Raw genomic sequence first — 15,213 nt, forward strand, 5'->3', positions numbered from 1 at the left:
TCCCTCTCCGCTGTTCGACGGCCTGCTCGACGGCCTGCTCGATGGCCTGCTCGGTGGCCTGCTCGACGGCCTACTTGATGGCCAGGATGCCCTCGAAGTGAAGGTACTTCTGGATGGTGGAGATGCTGGTGAAGCCGACCCGGCGCAGCAGTTCGTGGGTCTCGGCGCTGCGCTGCGGGGCCATCACCGACCGCAGGCTGTGCGCCTTCTGGTAGATCTCGCCGGGGTCGAAGCCGTTGTCGAACTTGAACTCCGCGTAGAGCTGCTGAACGATGTCCTGGGTCCGCGAGTCCGGCTCCAGGGTCTTCTCGAACAGCAGCAGGCCGCCGCCCTCGACCAGGCCGTCGCAGACCATCCTCATCGCGGTCTGCCGGTCGCCCGGCGGCAGGAACTGCAGCGTGTAGTACATGATGACGGCGTTCGCGCCGCTGTAGTCGACCGAGAGCATGTCGCCCTGGCGGATCGTCACGTTCTCCAGCTCGCGGCAGCGCTGGCGGGCCACCCGCACCATGTCCGCCTCGATGTCGAAGCCGATCAGCGACACGTCCTTGCAGCAGTCCTTCGCGGCGATCTGCGCGAGCAGGGTGCCGGTGGAGCAGCCGACGTCGATGATCAGGCCGCCGCGCCGGCTGAAGAACTCCACGCACTGGCTGATCAGGGCGTGGCCCTCGGCGTACAGCGGGACGCTCTTGCTGACGTGGTTGTCGAACTTCTGCGGGGTGCCGCCGGAGAAGCTCCAGCGGGTGTCCACGGGCACGATGCCGTCGCCGACGTCCAGCAGGTCGGACGTCTCCCGCAGCACGGCCAGGTCCGCCGTCAACGCGGGGAGGCTGTCGGTCGCTTCACTCACGGCGTCTCCTGGAGGCGGTCGGTCCCCTCGGCCGCCGCCCACGCCGCGGCCTGCGGCGGGCCCGGGGGCCGGGGGTCGGTCGGGGCGGGGATCTCCAGTCCGAGCGCGGCGGACCGGGTGAGCACCAGGAACGCCAGCACCGCGAGGGCGACGGCGCCGAGGGCGAAGGTGGAGCGCAGGCCGAACCAGCCGACGCACAGGCCCGCCGTCATCGCGCCGACCGGGAGCGAGCCCCAGGCCAGCATCCGGTAGACGCTGGTCACCCGGCCGAGCAGTTCCTTCGGGATGGTCGACTGCCGCAGGGCCAGGCTGACCGAGCTGAACTGCACCACCGCGAAGCTCGAACAGCTCAGCGCCAGCACGGTCAGCAGCCGGCTGCTGGCCAGCAGCATCACCGTCTGGTCGACGGCCTGCAGGCCGACCGCGAGGGCCAGCGCCCGGGTGACGCCCAGCCGCTCGGCGATCCGGCCGGAGACCAGCCCGGCGAACACCCCGCCCGCCGCCGCGCAGGACAGCAGCAGGCCGAACCCGGCCTTCCCCAGGTGCAGCACGTCGTGCGCGTACAGCACCATCACGGCGTTGGTGGCGCCGGTGAAGAAGTTGATGGTCGCGGAGGAGGCCGACAGGAAGCGCAGCGTGGACTCGCCCCACATCCAGCGCAGCCCCGCGCCCGCGTCCCGCAGCACCCCGCGCACCCCGGGCCGTTGACCCGCCGCCGCGGGGGCGGCCTGCTCGGCGGGGGCGGTGCGCAGCCCGGCGAAGGCCAGCAGCACCAGGACGCCGGAGAGGCCGAACGAGACGCCGTCCACCACGAACGGCAGCGAGACCGCGGCGGCGAACAGCAGCCCGCCCAGGGCCGGACCGAGGAACTCGGTGCCCAGCGTCTCGGCCGCCATCAGCCGCCCGTTGGCGCGCACCAGCCGCTCGGCCGGGACGAGGGCCGGCAGCGTGGTCTGGACGGCGGTGCGGAACACCGTGTCCGCGGCGGCCAGCAGGAAGAGGGTGACCAGCAGCAGCGGAATCCGGGCCACCCCGGCCAGCAGCGAGAGCACCACCAGCAGCAGCAGGGCGCTGCGGGTGAAGTCCAGGCCCGCCATCAGGCGGCGGCGGTTCATCCGGTCGACGGCGACGCCGCCGACCACGCCGAGCAGCAGGTACGGCAGGGTGACGGCGACCTGCGCACCGGCCACCACGGTCGGGTTGCTGTTCAACGAGAGCACCAGCAGCGGCCCGGCGGTCAGCAGCACGCCGTCGCCGACGCAGGAGACCAGGCTCGCCGCCCACAGCAGGCCGTAGCGGCCGGAGAGACCCGAGCGGCCGGAGCGGCCGGCGTGGTCCGGGCCGTCGGCGCGGGCGGGGCGGACGCTCAGCACGGGGCCACGTCCAGCAGGCCCCACTCGGCCAGCGAGCCGAGCAGGCCGCGCAGGCCCGCGTCGGCGGGGTCGAGTCCGACGCCGGCGGCGATCTCGGCCAGCGGCAGCCCGGCGGCGAGGCCCTCGGCCACCCGGGCGGCGGGGGCGCCGATGCCGGTCAGGGCGTACAGCTCGGCCGACCCGTCGAGGCGGACCAGCACCGCCCCGGACCGCTCGGGGGCCCGGTCGAGCCCGCCCCCGACCGGATCGGCGAGCCACCCCAGGACGTCGCGCTCCCACCGGACGACCGCCCCGCGCCCGGTCCAGCGGTACTCCCCGCCACCTGCCCCCGCCGGGGCCGCCCCGGCCGGGGCACCGGGCTCCGGAGCGGGACCGGCCGAAGCGTCGCCCGCCGCGACTGGACCGGCCAAGTCACCGCCCGCCGGGGCGGATTCGGCCGAAGAACCACCCCGCGAGGCGGACTCGGCCGAAGCGCCGGGCTCCGGAGCGGGACCGGCCGAAGCGTCGCCCGCCGCGACTGGCTCGGCCAAGTCGTCGTCCACCGGGGCGGGTTCGGCCGGAGCGCCGCCCGCCGGGGCCGTCCCCGGCGTCGCGCTGCGGGCGATCAGTTCGGCGGCGGTGCGTTCCAGTCGCAGTACGTCGCGCAGGGCGGCGGTGGAGGGCCCGGTGGGGAGGGTGCGGTCGAGGCGGTGCAGGTACTCGGCGGTGACGGTGTAGACGTACGGGCCGCGGTCGGCCCAGCCGGTGGCCGTCACGTAGTCGGTGACCAGGGCGTCGGGGTCGTGGCCGAGCTGGCGCAGGGCGCGGGCGGTCAGCGGGGCGCCCTCGGCGACGGCGGCGCGGGTGACGCGCAGCAGGCGGTAGCGGTAGGCGTCGACGGCCCACTGCACGCCGGGGCCGTTCTCGGCGTACACGGCGGCGATCTCGGTCTCGGCCGGGGTGAGCCCGAGGTCGGCGGCGCGGGCCCGGACGTCGCCCGCGACGACGGCGTCGGCCAGCGCGGGTTCGCGCAGCACGCGCCGCCACAGCCGCCAGGTGTGTTCGGCCTTCACGCCCGCGCCTCCGTCCCGGCGGTGGTGCGGCGGCTGTGCGGGCCGTAGACCCGGTCCCAGATGGCGGCGGCGCGTTCCAGGTCGCCGAGGATGAGTTCGGCGTCGGCGAGCGGGTCGAGTTCGCGGGTGCGGGAGGAGTGGGCGCGGCCCTGGACCTCCAGGACGACGGCGCCGGGGCGGGAGCGTCCGAGCAGGTCCTCCAGGGTCTCCCAGACCGGTTCGGGCACCCGGGAGTCGTGCCAGTCGTGGTAGGTGCCGCCGGACCAGCTGCCGCCGGCGACGTGCACCTCGACCACCCGTTCCAGGGGCAGCCGGTCCAGGTAGGAGGCCAGGGTGTAGCGGCCGAAGTTCACCGCGTTGGTGTGGATGTTGTGCAGGTCGATGTGCAGGTGGGTGCCGGCCTTCTCGACCAGCGCGGCCAGGAAGTCGGGCTCGTCCAGGTCGGCGCCGGGGCAGGGCACGTAGTAGGCGGCGTTCTCGTGCGCCAGCGGCACGCCCAGCAGTTCCTGCAGGCGGGCGGCGCGGCCGGCCAGCCGGTCCACCTCGGCGCGGGAGAACTGCACCGGCGAACTCCACATGTCGGACCAGGAGCCGTCCCCGTAGAAGCAGTGGTCGCTCATCCACGGGCTGCCGAACAGCTTCGCGGCGGGGACGTGGCGCAGGACGGCGGCGGTGCGCTCCAGCGGTTCGAAGCCGAACTCGGCGCCGTAGTTGGAGTGGGCGATCACGGTGGGCTCGGCCGCCACCAGGGCGTCGATCTCGTCGAGCCGGTCGGGCAGGATGACCTGCGGGCTGTCCAGCGGCGCGATCACCGTGTCGAGCAGGACCTCGACGGCGTCGATGCGCGACTCGTGGAAGGGGAACCACTCGGCGACCTCGGGGTTGTACTGGAGCCCGATGCCCAGTGGTGCTACTGGCCCGCTCAAAGGTGCTGCCCTCCGGTTCTCCGCGGTGTGCGGGTGCGGGCGGTGCTGCTCGGTGGCCGTGGCGATCAAGAACCGCCGCTGGGGCAGCGGCACGCTGCCGACGTCGTTGTGGTGCGGATGGCTCGGGGGCGCGCTCGGCGCCCCGCGTCAGACGCCGTTTCAGCAGGTGGGGTTGCGCGGGGTCTTGGCCTCGCGGGTCACGATGATCGTGGTGGTCTCCATGTGCGTCACCCCCTTCCCGGGATGTGGCATCACGCCGCGAGCGGTTCTTGACCAGCAGGGCCACCGAGGGGTGCTCCCGCCGACCGAAGTCCACCACCGGGGACCGGTCGGCACCAGACGGTCCCGGCCGGGCAGGACACCATTCGGCCGACACGCCGCAGCCATGCGCCGTTCACACATCGGGCCCGCCCCGGGGGGTGCACGCCTGGCCGGAACACCTGGTCAACTTCCGTTCAGAAAACGGGAAATGACGTGGCGTCACTTTTGTCCGCGCCCCGAACACGGCCGAAAAGCGGCCACCGGCCGACCCCGGGAGTCCCGCCCGCCCCACCCGTGCGGAACCGTACGCTCCGGCCGGTCCGGGGCGTCCGGCGGAATCCCGCGAACGCCGCCCGCGGGGCGCAGCGGTGGCCCATGATGTGGCAACACCACCGCCGGCCCGCCGACGCACCACCGCCGGCCCGCCGACGCACCGCCGCCCGGGCGGGCGCGCCCCGGAGAGGACGAGGGACCCCATGGACGTCCAGTTGGACTACTTCTCCCAGCAGCACTGGAACCGGGTGGCCGAGGCCCGCGGCCACGGCTCCTGCGACGTCGGCGCCGACCTCGCCGCCTCCCTGGTCGCCACCGTCGCCGAGACCGCCCCCGGGCCGTCCTCGACATCGGCTCCGGCAACGGCGCCCTCGCCACCGCCCTGGCCACCGCCCTCCCCGGCGCCCGGGTCGACGGCCTCGACTACTCCGACACCGCCGTCCGGCTCGCCACCGAGAACGCCCGCGCCCACGCCGCGCCGGACGTCCGCGACCGGCTGGCCTACACCGTCGGCTCCGCCCTCGAACTGCCGTACGAGGACGGGCGGTTCGACGCCGTCACCATGCTCAAGACCGCCTGGGTGCTGCCCGACCTGGGCGCCGCCCTGGCCGAGTGCCGACGGGTGCTGCGCCCCGGCGGGCGGATCTTCCTGCAGTCCTGGGGCGAACCGGAGTCCTGCCCGGTGCTCACCCTGAGCGGCGCGGTGCTCGGCGCGGCGATCAGCGGCTTCGAACTGCCCGACGAGGCGATGGCCCCGTTCGAACTCACCGCCGACCTGGTCACCGCCGAACTCGCCGCCGCCGGGCTGCCGCTGGCCGACCGCCGCTCCTTCGACCGGGACGTCCCCGCCGCCACCCCCGCCGAGTACTGGGAGCAGCTGCGCTCGCTGGCCGGCACCGCCTACTGGGCGTTCGCCGTCCAGCCCCCCGAGTTCAAGGACCGCCTCGACGCCGGCTGGCAGCAGCTCAGCGCCGCGCACGCCGACGCGGCGGGCGTCCGGCACCTCCCGCTGGCCTGGCACGTGTCGATCGGACGCCGCGCCTAGGACCTGTCGCGCGCCGGGTCCGCTCTCAGCCGGTCCGGCGGGGTGAACCGTCTGCGCCCCCTCCGCCCCGGACGGCCGTGCCAGGCTGGTACCGGCGCGGCCCGCACCGGACCGGGCCGGCCGGATCGTCGAACGGAGCGTCAGCCGATGGAGGGGCTCGTGCACCTGAGTGCGTCACCGCCGTGGAACCCGGGCAGCGGCCAGGGCCTGCGGCAGCTCACCGAACTCGGCCTGGCCCTGGTGCTGTCGACGCTGATCGGCCTGGAGCGGGCGTTCCAGCAGAAGAGCGCCGGTCTGCGCACCCACGCGCTGGTCGGGCTCGGAGCGGCGCTGTTCATGGAGGTCTCCCAGCACGGCTTCAACAACGTGCTCGGCCTGTCGCACGTCTCCCTGGACCCGTCGCGGGTGGCGGCGCAGATCGTCTCGGGCCTCGGCTTCATCGGCGGCGGACTGATCTTCGTGCGGCGGGACATCGTCCGCGGACTGACCACGGCCGCGACGGTCTGGCTGACCGCGGCCGTCGGGATGGCGTGCGGTGGCGGGCTGTGGGTGCTGGCCCTGGCCGTGACCGGCGCCTACCTGCTCATCGTGCGCGGCTACCCCCTGATCACCCGCCGCATCCCGGCCATCTCCACCCCCGCGGCGACCGACCTGCGCCTGCTCTACCTGCCCGGGCGCGGAGCCCTGCGCCGCGCCCTGGAACACTGCACGGCGCAGGGCTTCCGGGTGCTCGGCGTCCGGGTCGACCGGGCGCCGCAGGACGGCGGCGAGGACGCCGGACCCGACACCGGCGGCACCAAGGTGCACCTGTCCATCGAGGGCACCGGCGACGTGTACCGCCTGCTGGCGGAGCTGGCCGAACTGGACGGGATCGTGGGCCTGTGGGGCTCCGAGACCGAGAGCACCGACTGACCGCGCGAACCCGCCGGACCGGCGGTGGAGCCCTCCGGTGCGGACGGCCGCCCGGCGGCGGCGGGGTCTCAGGCGTCCTCGGCCGGCGCGTCGGCCGCGGGGAGCCGGGCGGCGAGGTCGGAGCCGGCCTCCAGGACCGCGTGGGTCAGGGCGGCCAGGCCGAGGGCGATCGCGCGCTGCCCCGGGTCCGTGGTCTTCTCGATCATCTTCTTGCTCTCGTCCAGGTAGTGCCTTGCCGACTCGGTGCTCTGCTGCTGTGCCACCTGTTCCTCCTCGCTGGTACTCGCCGGTACGCGCTCGGCGACCTGGTCGGACCGGGCGGTCGGACGCCGACCGGTCGGACGCCGGTTCGGCACCGCCCGGTCGCTGCCCGGTGCCACGAGAGGCTTGTACCCCCGATTCGCGCGCGGGCACGGGCTCGCGGCCGGGTTGTCGGCGCGGATCACCGCCGCTGTCGCCCCCGGCCCGGCCGCGCAGGTCCGGTCGGCCCGGTCGCGCAGGTCCGGTCGGCCCGGCCGCGCAGGTGCGCCGCCGCGGTGCCCGCCGGGCCCCGCCGGACCCGCCGCAGGTCACGGGGGCGGGCACGCCTACGATCTGTGCTGTGAACGACGACTTCCGCGGGGCCGCACGGGCGGCCGCAGACCTGGTGGCCGACTACCTCGACGCGCTGCCGGACCGTCCGGTGTGGCAGCCGATGGACCCGGCGGAGCGCACCGCGCTGCTCGACCTCCCGCTGCCCGAGGAGGGCGCGCCGCTGGCGGCGCTGCTGGAGGTCGTCGAGCGGCGGATCATGCCGCACCCGATGGGCAACGGGAACCCGCGCTTCTTCGGCTGGGTGAACTCCGCCCCGCAGCCCGCCGGCGTGCTCGCCACGCTGGCCGCGAGCGCGATGAACCCCAGCTCGGCCGGCGGCGACCACGCCGACGTGCACCTGGAGCGCGCGGTGGTGCGCTGGATCGCCGAGCTGGTCGGCTTCCCGCACCCGCCCGGCGGCGGCGTCCTGACCTCCGGCACCTCGATGGCCACCATCGTCTGCCTGGCCGCCGCCCGCGGCCGGGCCGCCCGCCGGGCCGGCCGGGACGTCCGCGAGGACGGCCTGGCGGGCCTGCCCCCGCTGGTCGGCTACGTCACCGGCGAGGCGCACAGCTGCGTGCGCAAGGCCGCCGAGCTGCTGGGCCTGGGCTCCCGGCACCTGCGGACCGTCGCCTCCGACGCCGAGGGGCGCCTCCGCCTGGACGCCCTGGAGGCCGCGATCGCCGAGGACCGCGCCGCCGGCCGGCTGCCCTTCCTGGTGGTGGCCTCCGCGGGCACCGTCGGCACCGGCGCGGTCGACCCGCTCACCCCGATCGCCGACCTGGCCGAGCGCGAGGGCCTGTGGTTCCACGTCGACGGCGCGTACGGGGCGTTCGGCGTGCTGGACCAGGCCATCGCGCACCGCTACGCGGGCATGGAGCGGGCCGACTCGCTGGCCCTGGACCCGCACAAGTGGCTGGGCGTGCCGGTCGACTGCGGCTGCGCGCTGGTGCGCGACGCCGAGGAGCTGCGCGGCACCTTCAGCCTCGTCCCGTCCTACCTGCGCGACGACGCGGCCGGCGACCTCGGCTGGTTCTCCGAGTACGGCACCGAGCAGACCCGGCCGTTCCGCTCGCTGAAGGTCTGGGCGTCCATCGCCCACCGCGGCCGCTCCGGCGTCGCCCGGGACATCGCGCACTGCACCGCGCAGGCCCGGCAGCTGGGCGGGTGGATCGACGCGGACCCGGAGCTGGAGCTGGTCGCCCCGGTGGAGACCTCCATCGTGGCCTTCCGCCACCGCCCCGCCGGGCTGGACGAGGAGGGCGTGCAGAAGCTCAACTCCCTGCTCCCGGTGGCCGTCCAGCAGCGCGGCCGGGTCTTCGTCACCGGCGCCGTGCACCAGGGGCGGGAGATGCTCCGGGCCTGCCTGCTGAACGCCTCCACCACCGAGGCGGACCTGCGGCTGCTGCTGGACGAGGTGAAGTCCGCCGGGGCGGAACTCCTGGACCGGTGCCGTACGTCCAACTGATCGCGGGCGCGGATCAGCGCCGATCCGACCGGGCCCGCGGAGACATTTACCGTCAGGTCACGGGGGATTCGTGATCGTGAAACAGCGGAGCGCCACCATGCAGGCATGGACACCATGGCGTACACCCACGGCAGCGGCATCGAGGACCAGCAGGAGCGGCGGCGCAAGCGGGGGCACCGCTGGCGCCGGGAGACGGTCGAGCTGGCGGCGGTCTTCGCCGCCGTCGCCGCCGCCGACCTGGTCGCCAACGTCGTCGTGCACGGCCACGACGGACCGGTGCTGCTGGGCGCCTCCGCCGCGGCCATGCTCGCCACCGCGCTGTTCCGCGGCTGGCTCGCCCACCGGCACCCGCACGGGCCGCCCGGGGCGTCCGCACCGCCGGGCGGCGGGGCGGTGAACGCGCCGGAGGAGCCGACCGCGCTGTGGCGGCTGCGCACCAGCGTCTCCGACGCCCCCGGCAGCCTGGCCCGGGTGTGCACGGCGCTGGCCGCGCTGCGGGTCAACATCGTCTCCATGCAGGCCCACCCGCTGCCCGACTGCACCGTGGACGAGTTCATCCTGCGCACCCCGGCGGAGCTGCCCCGCACCGAGCTGGCCGCGGCCGTCGCCGCCGCCGGCGGCTGGGACATCTGGACCGACCAGGCCGACGCCCACGAACTCGTGGACGTCCCCCGCCAGGTCCTCGCCCTGGCCACCCGCACCGCCCTGGACACCGCCGAACTCCCGGTCGCCCTGCGCCAGCTGTTCGGGCGCGCCACCATCCGGCAGTACCCCGGCCGCGGCGACGACACCCCGGCCGGCCTGGAGGGACACCTGATGCGCCTGCCCCTGCCCGGCGGCGACCTGCTCGAACTCTCCCGCCCGCACCTGCCGTTCACGCCCACCGAGTTCGCCCGGGCCCGCGCCCTGGTCGAACTGGACACCGTGCTGGGCCCGCGCGTCCCCGCGGTCGCCGCCCGGATCGGCCGGCTCGACGGCGCCGAGCTCACCGTCCGCCGGGCCGCCCCCGGGGACAAGGCCGCCGCGCTGGCCATGCACGCCCGCTGCTCCGCGGAGTCGCTGCGCCGCCGCTACCACGGCCCGGTCCGGGACGCCGACCGCTACCTCGACCACCTGCTGGACCCGCGCCACGGCCAGACCCTCGCCGTCGAGACCTCGGACGGCCGCCTGGTCGCCCTCGCCCACCTGATGTGGGACGACGAGGGCGCCGAGATCGCCCTGCTGGTCGAGGACGCCTGGCAGCGCCGCGGCCTGGGCGTCGACCTGGTGCGCCGGATGGCCGCCCTCGCCCTGGAGGCGGGCGTGCGCACCGTCTACGCCGTCACCACCTCCGCCAACACCGGCCTGATCTCCACCATGCGCCGGCTCTCCGCCCCGCTCGACTACCAGGTCGAGGACGGCACCCTCGTCATCACCGCCCACCTCGCCGAGGCCACCGAGAAGCTCCCCGCTCCCTGGCCCGCCCGCTGAGGCTCCCGCCCGGGCCCGCCGTCAGGAGCCCTGACGGCGGGCCCCGCCGTTCTCGCCCCGGGCCCCGGGGGCGGGCCCCGCTGCTGCCGAAGGGCTGAGCTCGCGCCGCTGGTTGTCGCCCCTGCTCAAGTGTGCGGGCGGGAGTCGGTAGGCTGAGCCCGTCCCCGCCGCCCGCGGATCGTCGAACGCCCCGGGCGGTGCCGCAGCAAGGAGGAACCCCTGAGCATGCCAGGCACCGATTCGGAAGCCCCGCGCGACGCCTCGCTGCCCGCCCGCGCGAAGATCGCCGTGACGGCCGGCAAGATGGCCGCAGCGCTCTCCCAGAAGGCGGGCCGCGGCAGCGGCTCGGTGATCGGCGGCAAGGTCGCGCTCAAGCTCGACCCGGACCTGCTGGCGACCCTCACCGAGCACCTGGACGTGGTCCTGGTCAGCGCCACCAACGGCAAGACCACCACCACCCGGCTGATCGCCGAGGCGCTGCGGGCGGCCGGCCCGGTGGTCTCCAACGCGCTGGGCGCGAACATGCCGGCCGGCATCACCGGCGCGCTGGCCGGCGGCACCAGCGCCCGCTTCGGCGTGATCGAGGTGGACGAGAAGTACCTGCCGATGGTCGCCCGGGACACCCGGCCGAAGGCCATAGCGCTGCTGAACCTCTCCCGCGACCAGCTGGACCGCGCCGCCGAGACCCGGATGATGGCCGAGAAGTGGCGCGAGGGCCTCAAGGACACCGACGCGGTGATCATCGCCAACGCGGACGACCCGCTGGTGACCTGGGCCGCCTCGTCCTGCAAGAAGGTGGTCTGGGTGGCCGCCGGGCAGGCGTGGAAGGAGGACGCCTGGTCGTGCCCGTCCTGCGGCGGCGTGATGCAGCGCCCGGGCGACGACTGGTTCTGCGGCGAGTGCGGCTTCCGCCGCCCGAACCCGCACTGGGCGCTCCAGGGCACCCACGTGATCGACCCGCACCGCGGCGCCTGGCCGATCCAGCTCCAGCTGCCGGCCGCGCCAACCTGGCGAACGCCACCAGCTCGGCCGCCGTCGCGGCGGTCTTCGGGGTGGCCCCGCAGGTCGCGCTGGAGCGGATGCAGGCGGTGGCCGCGGTGGCCGGCCGCTACGACGTGGTGCAGTTCCGCGGCCGGGACATCCGGCTGCTGCTGGCGAAGAACCCGGCCGGCTGGCTGGAGACCTTCTCGCTGATCGACGGCCCGCCCACCCCGGTGGTCCTGTCGGTGAACGCACTGGACGCCGACGGCACCGACACCTCCTGGCTGTGGGACGTCGACTACGAGCGGCTGTCCGGCCACCCGATCTTCGTGATGGGCCAGCGCAAGCTCGACCTGGCGGTCCGCCTGGAGGTCGCCAACCTCCAGTTCCAGGTGGTCGACTCGCTCGCCCAGGCGGTGGAGGCCGCCCCGGCCGGCCGGATCGAGGCCATCGCCAACTACACCGCCTTCCAGCAGCTGCGCAAGGCCGTGGTGGCCTGATGAGCGAGTACTACGGACAGCAGCCGCAGTACGGCGACCAGGGGGGCTACGGTCAGCCGCAGCCCCACCCCGGACAGCAGTACGGCGAGCAGCAGTACGGCGGACAGCAGCAGCAGTACGACCAGCAGTACGGTCAGCCGCAGCAACACCAGCAGCAGCACCAGCAGTACGGACAGCAGCCGCCGCAGCAGTACGAGCAGCAGGCGCCGCAGCAGCAGTACGGCGGGGGCGCGCCGCAGCGGCCCGCGTCCCAGCAGCAGTTCGGGAGGTCTTCGAGGATGAGCGAGAGCAGCCTGCGGGTGGTCTGGGTGTACCCGGACCTGCTGTCGACGTACGGCGACCGCGGCAACGCGCTGGTGGTGGAGCGGCGGGCGCGCCAGCGCGGCCTCGGGGTGCAGCGGATCGACGTCCGCTCCGACCAGTCGGTGCCGACCAGCGGCGACATCTACCTGATCGGCGGCGGCGAGGACCGGCCGCAGCGGCTGGCGGCGGAGCGGCTGCGCAACGACGGCGGGCTGGTCCGGGCGGCGGAGAACGGCGCGATCATCTTCTCGGTCTGCGCGGGCTTCCAGATCCTGGGCCACGAGTTCGTCAACGACCTCGGCGAGCGCGAGGCGGGCCTGGGCCTGCTGGACGTGTGGACCGCGCGCGGCGAGGGCGCCCGCTGCGTGGGCGACGTGCTGGCGGACGTCGACCCGCAGCTGAACCTGCCGCAGCTGACCGGCTTCGAGAACCACCAGGGCGTCACCCACCTCGGCGAGGGCGTCAGCCCGCTGGCCACCGTCCAGGTCGGCCGGGGCAACGGCACCGGCGACGGCACCGAGGGCGCCTGGCGCGACACCGTGTTCGGCACCTACCTGCACGGCCCGGTGATGGCCCGCAACCCCGCCGTCGCCGACATGCTGATCAAGCTGGCGCTGGACGTGAACGCGCTGCCGCCGGCCGACACCACCTGGTACGACGCGCTGCGCACCGAGCGGATCGCCGCGGCCCGCCCGGCGTGAGCGGGCGGCCCCGCCCGGCTCGGGTGAGCGGCCCGGTACGGCTCGGCCGCGCGTTCATCCGCGCGTAAGCCGAGGTCACGGTGGTGGACGGCTGACCGCCATGTGGTCAGCCGTCCCCCCGCGGGACAACTTCATAGGAGAATAGGAGAGCCCGGACGCAACACCCTCCTCGGCGGTCGGGTCGCAGTTACGTGTGGTGCGTCGAGGAAGCCGCCCCCGCGTCGGTTTCGGCCCGGCCGGACGCAGGAACCGTATGCTGTGCAGCAGGTCAGTTTCGGGCGTGATGTCCGATTCCCACCCACCAGTCCGGCCGTCCGATCCTGCTCGGGAGTTGGCAAAGCAATGCGTATTGGTGTCCTGACCAGCGGCGGTGACTGCCCCGGCCTGAACGCCGTCATCCGTTCCGTGGTCCACCGGGGGGTGGTCGACCACGGCGACGAGATCATCGGTTTCGAGGACGGCTGGCGCGGTCTCCTGGAGGGCGTGCACCGTCCGCTGACGCTCGACTCGGTGAGCGGCATCCTCGCCCAGGGCGGCACGATCCTGGGCTCGTCCCGGGTCCAGCCCAGCCACCTGCGCGACGGCGTGGAGCGCGCCAAGCGGCACTGCGCCGACCTGGGCATCGACGCGGTGATCCCGATCGGCGGCGAGGGCACCCTGAAGGCCGCGAAGCTGATGAGCGACGCGGGCCTGCCGGTGATCGGCGTGCCGAAGACCATCGACAACGACATCGCCTGCACCGACGTCACCTTCGGCTTCGACACCGCCGTCTCGGTGGCCACCGAGGCGCTGGACCGGCTGAAGACCACCGCCGAGTCGCACCAGCGCGTCATGGTGGTCGAGGTGATGGGCCGGCACACCGGCTGGATCGCGCTGAACGCGGGCATGGCGGCCGGTGCGCACGCCATCGTCGTCCCGGAGCGCCCGTTCCACATCGACAAGCTGACCGAGATGGTGCGCGAGCGCTTCGACCGGCAGAAGAAGTTCGCGATCGTGGTCTGCGCCGAGGGCGCCAAGCCCGAGCCCGGCACCATGCCGTGGGAGGAGGGCACCAAGGACATGTACGGCCACGAGCGGTTCACCGGCATCGCCACCCAGCTCTCCCGCGAGCTGGAGCACCGGCTCGGCAAGGAGGCCCGTCCGGTGATCCTGGGCCACACCCAGCGCGGCGGCACCCCGACCGCGTACGACCGCGTCCTGGCCACCCGCTTCGGCTGGCATGCGGTGGAGGCCGCCCACAAGGGCGCGTTCGGCCACATCACGGCGTTGCAGGGCACCGAGATCAAGCTGGTGCCGCTGGGCGAGGCGGTGGCCGAGCTGAAGACCGTCCCGGCGGAGCGTTACCGGGAGGCCGAGACCGTCATCTGACGGCCGGTCGACTCCCGCCCACCGAACGGTGCGCCGGGGGCGCGTCGCGGCCCGCCCGCCCGCTCCCCCGGCGATAGCCTCACCGCATGGAGATCCTCGCCTACGGCGTCCAAGCAGACGAACGACCGCTCCTGGAACGGGCCTTCGCGGACCGCCACTCCCTGCGCGCCCTGGCCGTGTTCCTCAACCGCGACACCGCCCCCCTCGCCGCCGGCTACCCCGTCGTCAGCACCAGCGTCAACGACGAACTCGACGCCGACGTGCTCGCCGCCCTCGCCGCGGGCGGCACCGGGATGATCGCCCAGCGCTCCACCGGCTTCAACAACATCGACCTCGACGCCGCCGCCGCACTCGGCCTCACCGTCGCCCGGGTCTCCCACTACAGCCCCTACGCCGTCGCCGAACACGCCTGGGCCCTCGCGCTCGCCGTCAACCGCCGGCTCACCCGCGCCGCCAACCGCTCCCGCGAGTTCGACTTCCGCCTCGACGGCCTCCTCGGCCGCGACGTCCACGGCATGACCGTCGGCGTCATCGGCACCGGCAAGATCGGCGAGTGCTTCGCCCGCATCGCCGCCGGCTTCGGCACCCGTCTCCTCGGTTGGGACATCGCCGAGAACCCCGCCTGCCTCGAACTCGGCATGACCTACACCGAACTCCCCGAACTCCTCTCCCGGGCCGACCTGATCAGCCTGCACGTCCCCCTCCTCCCCACCACGCACCACCTGATCGACACCGCCGCCCTCGCCCGCATGAAGGACGACGCCATCCTGGTCAACTCCAGCCGCGGCGGCCTCGTCGACAGCACCGCCCTCGTCGAGACGCTCCGCACCGGACGCCTCTCCGGCGTCGGCCTCGACGTCTACGAGGAGGAGACCGGCGTCTTCTTCACCGACCAGTCCATCCAGGGCATCACCGACGACACCCTCGCCCGGCTCGTCACCTTCCCCCAGGTCCTCGTCACCAGCCACCAGGCCTACTACACCCACACCGCCGTCCACCAGATCATCGACACCACCGTCCGCAACGTCGACGACCACGCCGGCGGCCGCACCAACGAGAACACCCTCGTCCCCAAGCAGTGACCCGGGTGCGCCCGCCCGGCAGCCCCGCCCCGCGACCCGCGGAACGCGCGGCCGGACGGCCGCGCGCCCGCCGGG

Annotated in this window: 12 protein-coding genes and 1 pseudogene; 8 read left to right on the top strand and 5 right to left on the bottom strand. The window is 74.4% G+C overall.

Translation table 11 applies throughout. The annotated features are described in order from the left end of the window. Nucleotides 1–70: 70 nt before the first annotated feature. Genes QMQ26_RS04145 through QMQ26_RS04160 form a run of 4 tightly spaced genes read right to left on the bottom strand, consistent with a single transcriptional unit; the run spans nucleotide 71 to nucleotide 4,201 of the window. Nucleotides 71–850 (bottom strand): methyltransferase domain-containing protein, encoded by a 780-nt coding sequence (locus QMQ26_RS04145; RefSeq protein WP_159072982.1) that lies wholly within the window; start codon nucleotides 848–850, stop codon nucleotides 71–73. Further along, on the bottom strand, nucleotides 847–2,223 hold the full coding sequence (locus QMQ26_RS04150) for an MFS transporter (RefSeq protein ID WP_282204792.1): 1,377 nt from the start codon (nucleotides 2,221–2,223) through the stop codon (nucleotides 847–849). Before QMQ26_RS04150 ends, QMQ26_RS04145 begins: the two co-directional genes overlap by 4 nt. After that, nucleotides 2,217–3,275 carry a hypothetical protein gene (locus QMQ26_RS04155; protein ID WP_282204793.1) on the bottom strand — a complete coding sequence of 353 codons (1,059 nt, stop codon included), beginning with the start codon at nucleotides 3,273–3,275 and terminating at the stop codon, nucleotides 2,217–2,219. The genes QMQ26_RS04150 and QMQ26_RS04155 overlap by 7 nt, the downstream gene beginning before the upstream one ends. Next, complete coding sequence (locus QMQ26_RS04160; protein WP_100834940.1) at nucleotides 3,272–4,201, bottom strand: DUF692 domain-containing protein; 930 nt, start codon at nucleotides 4,199–4,201, stop codon at nucleotides 3,272–3,274. The genes QMQ26_RS04155 and QMQ26_RS04160 overlap by 4 nt, the downstream gene beginning before the upstream one ends. Nucleotides 4,202–5,084: 883 nt before the next feature. Between QMQ26_RS04160 and QMQ26_RS04165 the strand changes: the two genes are divergently transcribed. After that, a complete protein-coding gene (locus QMQ26_RS04165) occupies nucleotides 5,085–5,780 on the top strand; it encodes a class I SAM-dependent methyltransferase (RefSeq protein ID WP_404814150.1) in 696 nt (231 codons plus the stop codon). Between the two features lie 159 nt (nucleotides 5,781–5,939). After that, nucleotides 5,940–6,692 (top strand): MgtC/SapB family protein, encoded by a 753-nt coding sequence (locus tag QMQ26_RS04170; RefSeq protein ID WP_100838295.1) that lies wholly within the window; start codon nucleotides 5,940–5,942, stop codon nucleotides 6,690–6,692. Between the two features lie 68 nt (nucleotides 6,693–6,760). Here the strand turns inward: QMQ26_RS04170 and QMQ26_RS04175 are convergent, their stop codons facing one another. Then, on the bottom strand, nucleotides 6,761–6,955 hold the full coding sequence (locus tag QMQ26_RS04175) for a hypothetical protein (RefSeq protein WP_100834942.1): 195 nt from the start codon (nucleotides 6,953–6,955) through the stop codon (nucleotides 6,761–6,763). 338 nt (nucleotides 6,956–7,293) lie between these two features. On the opposite strand from QMQ26_RS04175, the gene QMQ26_RS04180 reads away from it, so the two are divergent. From QMQ26_RS04180 to QMQ26_RS04205, 6 genes and pseudogenes are all read left to right on the top strand, one after another. Beyond that, entirely contained in the window at nucleotides 7,294–8,733 is a 1,440-nt protein-coding gene (locus QMQ26_RS04180) for a pyridoxal phosphate-dependent decarboxylase family protein (RefSeq protein ID WP_282204794.1), read from the top strand. 105 nt (nucleotides 8,734–8,838) lie between these two features. Further along, nucleotides 8,839–10,203 (top strand): GNAT family N-acetyltransferase, encoded by a 1,365-nt coding sequence (locus QMQ26_RS04185; protein ID WP_282204795.1) that lies wholly within the window; start codon nucleotides 8,839–8,841, stop codon nucleotides 10,201–10,203. A 225-nt stretch (nucleotides 10,204–10,428) separates the two neighbouring features. Next, nucleotides 10,429–11,684, top strand: a pseudogene (locus tag QMQ26_RS04190) (MurT ligase domain-containing protein). A gap of 278 nt (nucleotides 11,685–11,962) precedes the next feature. After that, nucleotides 11,963–12,688, top strand: a complete 726-nt coding sequence (locus tag QMQ26_RS04195) for a type 1 glutamine amidotransferase (RefSeq protein WP_100838298.1) — start codon at nucleotides 11,963–11,965, stop codon at nucleotides 12,686–12,688. Nucleotides 12,689–13,030: 342 nt separating this feature from the next. Then, a complete protein-coding gene (locus QMQ26_RS04200) occupies nucleotides 13,031–14,056 on the top strand; it encodes a 6-phosphofructokinase (RefSeq protein WP_111552480.1) in 1,026 nt (341 codons plus the stop codon). An 86-nt stretch (nucleotides 14,057–14,142) separates the two neighbouring features. Beyond that, on the top strand, nucleotides 14,143–15,138 hold the full coding sequence (locus tag QMQ26_RS04205) for a 2-hydroxyacid dehydrogenase (protein ID WP_100834945.1): 996 nt from the start codon (nucleotides 14,143–14,145) through the stop codon (nucleotides 15,136–15,138). Nucleotides 15,139–15,213 lie beyond the last annotated feature (75 nt).

Source organism: Kitasatospora fiedleri (genome assembly GCF_948472415.1).
GTDB classification, from domain to species: Bacteria; Actinomycetota; Actinomycetes; order Streptomycetales; family Streptomycetaceae; genus Kitasatospora; species Kitasatospora fiedleri.